Source organism: Streptomyces sp. MnatMP-M17 (genome assembly GCF_900091995.1).
Classification (GTDB): domain Bacteria; phylum Actinomycetota; class Actinomycetes; order Streptomycetales; family Streptomycetaceae; genus Streptomyces.
Map to the genome: position 1 here is coordinate 1 of NZ_FMDK01001049.1, position 2,424 is coordinate 2,424.

A 2,424-nucleotide genomic window follows, 5' to 3' on the forward strand; every position below is an offset into this window, starting at 1 on the left:
CGCGCCGACGCCAAAAGCGGACTCATCACCCTCGTCGAACACGCCCTCATGGCACGACTCCGGTAATTCCGCACGGCTGCGGCCAGATGCACGTAGGCACGACGAAAGGCCCCCGCGCTCCGAGGAGTGCGGGGGCCTTCGTCGTACAGGCGGAGTGAGTCCTTGGGAATCAGCCCTGCCAGCTGTGCGGGGCGCGGAAGCCGGGAGTGCGCTCAAGACGGCGCCAGCCGGCCGTGGAGCGGCCGTGGTGGGCCGGGGCGTCCTGACGGGCCGCGGCGCGGGCCATCAGAACGGCGGTGATGGCGGCCAGCTCCTCGGGGCCGGCCTGGCCCTTCTCGACGCGCAGCAGGGATTCGTTCGTGGATTCGCTCATGGAGGTCGTATCTCCGTCTTCTCGGCGGGAGGGCGCGGGACGCAGGATCACTGCGGGGGGTTGCCGTGCTTGCGCGACGGCAGGTCTGCGTGCTTGGTACGGAGCATCGCGAGCGCACTCGCGAGCACCTCACGGGTCTCGACGGGATCGATGACGTCATCGACCAGTCCGCGCTCCGCCGCGTAGTAGGGATGCATCAGCTCGGCCTTGTACTCCTTGACCATCCGAGCGCGCGTGGCCTCCGAGTCCGCGGCTTCCGCGATCTGCTTGCGGAAGATGACATTGGCGGCACCCTCGGCGCCCATGACCGCGATCTCGTTCGTGGGCCAGGCATAGGTGAGGTCGGCTCCGATGGACTGGGAGTCCATCACGATGTAGGCGCCTCCGTACGCCTTGCGCAGGATCAAGGAGATCCGTGGCACGGTGGCGTTGCAGTATGCGTACAGGAGTTTGGCACCGTGCCGGATGATCCCGCCGTGCTCCTGGTCGACCCCCGGCAGGAAGCCGGGCACGTCCAGCAGCGTCACGATCGGGACATTGAAAGCGTCGCACATCTGGACGAAGCGCGCAGCTTTCTCGGATGCCTCGATGTCCAGCACACCGGCGAGGGACTGCGGCTGATTGGCGACGATGCCGATGACCTGGCCGTCCAGCCGGGCCAGGGCGCAGATGATGTTCCGCGCCCAGCGCTCATGGACCTCAAGGAAGTCGCCCTCGTCAACCAGTTCCTCGATCACCTTGTGCATGTCGTACGGGCGGTTCCCGTCCGCGGGCACCAGATCGAGCAGTACGTCGGAGCGGCGGTCCACCGGGTCCTGGGAGACGGCCGTGGGCGGGTTCTCGCGGTTGTTCTGCGGCAGCATCGACAGCAGATACCGCACCTCGGCGATGCAGGTCTCCTCGTCGTCGTACGCGAAGTGCGCGACGCCGGAGGTCTCGGCGTGCACATCGGCGCCACCGAGGCCGTTCTGGCTGATCTCCTCGCCGGTGACGGCCTTGACCACATCGGGACCGGTGATGAACATCTGCGAGGTCTCACGGACCATGAAGACGAAGTCCGTGAGAGCCGGGCTGTAGGCGGCGCCGCCCGCGCACGGGCCGAGCATCACGCTGATCTGCGGAATCACTCCGGAGGCGCGGGTGTTGCGCTGGAAGATTCCGCCGTAGCCGGCGAGCGCGGAGACGCCCTCCTGGATCCGGGCGCCGGCGCCGTCGTTGAGCGAGACCAGCGGAGCACCGGCCGAGATGGCCATGTCCATGATCTTGTGGATCTTGGTGGCATGGGCCTCGCCGAGGGCGCCGCCGAAGATCCGGAAGTCATGCGCGTAGACGAAGACCGTACGGCCCTCCACCGTGCCCCAGCCGGTGATCACACCGTCCGTGTACGGCCTCTTGGCCTCCAGGCCGAAGCCGGTGGCGCGGTGCCTGCGGAGCTGCTCGACCTCCTTGAACGACCCCTCGTCGAGCAGCAGTTCGATGCGCTCACGCGCGGTCAGCTTGCCCTTGGCCTTCTGGGCCTCGGTCGCGCGGTCGCTGGGCCCTCGGCGGGCCGTCTCGCGCAGGGCGTGCAGTTCGGCCACACGCCCCCGGGCATCGGTGGGCTCGCTCGGCGTCTCGTCCACTACGGTCATGTGCCAACCCTACGAAGAGCACCGGTGAAAACACGCCGTAGACTCCACACAGTCTCCTGGCGGTATTCCTGGTGGGCCTGGACAGAACCCGGCCGGATGCGGGGCTCCCGGACAGCAACGTACCCCCGGCTCTTGTGGGATTCCCCTAGATGTCAGATGAACGACATCTGACAGCGATGGGTCGCGCCGACCGTCCCCGGAGTGATCCTCAGCCGTAGCGTACGCCCGGCCGAGAGCACCTCGACCGATGGGTCGTGGGCGGTGACACGCCGCACTCTCCGGTCCCAGTGGACCTCCAGCGGCCGTCCTGAGCGCAGAGGTTCACCGACACAGAGCGTCGCGGTACGGCCGCGGACCACGGCGACCACACTCGCGGGCGCGGTCACGGTGAGCGGGCCCGCCGTACCCGGCCGCCAGAAA

At 68.1% G+C, this 2,424-nt stretch carries 2 protein-coding genes and 2 pseudogenes; 1 reads left to right on the forward strand and 3 read right to left on the reverse strand.

Annotated elements, in window-relative coordinates; genetic code table 11:
- Positions 1 to 66, forward strand: a pseudogene (locus GA0115259_RS39440) (ATP-binding protein); the annotation flags it as partial.
- A 103-nt stretch (positions 67 to 169) separates the two neighbouring features.
- On the opposite strand, the gene GA0115259_RS35715 reads toward GA0115259_RS39440, so the two are convergent.
- The 3 genes and pseudogenes from GA0115259_RS35715 to GA0115259_RS40875 all read right to left on the reverse strand — a co-directional run.
- Positions 170 to 373 (reverse strand): acyl-CoA carboxylase subunit epsilon, encoded by a 204-nt coding sequence (locus GA0115259_RS35715; protein WP_066949407.1) that lies wholly within the window; start codon positions 371 to 373, stop codon positions 170 to 172.
- 47 nt (positions 374 to 420) lie between these two features.
- Positions 421 to 2,004, reverse strand: coding sequence for an acyl-CoA carboxylase subunit beta (locus GA0115259_RS35720; RefSeq protein ID WP_093604551.1), 1,584 nt, complete (start codon positions 2,002 to 2,004; stop codon positions 421 to 423).
- Between the two features lie 152 nt (positions 2,005 to 2,156).
- A pseudogene (locus GA0115259_RS40875) lies at positions 2,157 to 2,424 on the reverse strand (lyase); the annotation flags it as partial.

Bases quoted from the DNA above. Each gene is read 5' to 3' on its own strand.
- GA0115259_RS35715 (WP_066949407.1), bottom strand. From the start codon at position 373: ATGAGCGAATCCACGAACGAATCCCTGCTGCGCGTCGAGAAGGGCCAG.
- GA0115259_RS35720 (WP_093604551.1), bottom strand. From the start codon at position 2,004: ATGACCGTAGTGGACGAGACGCCGAGCGAGCCCACCGATGCCCGGGGG.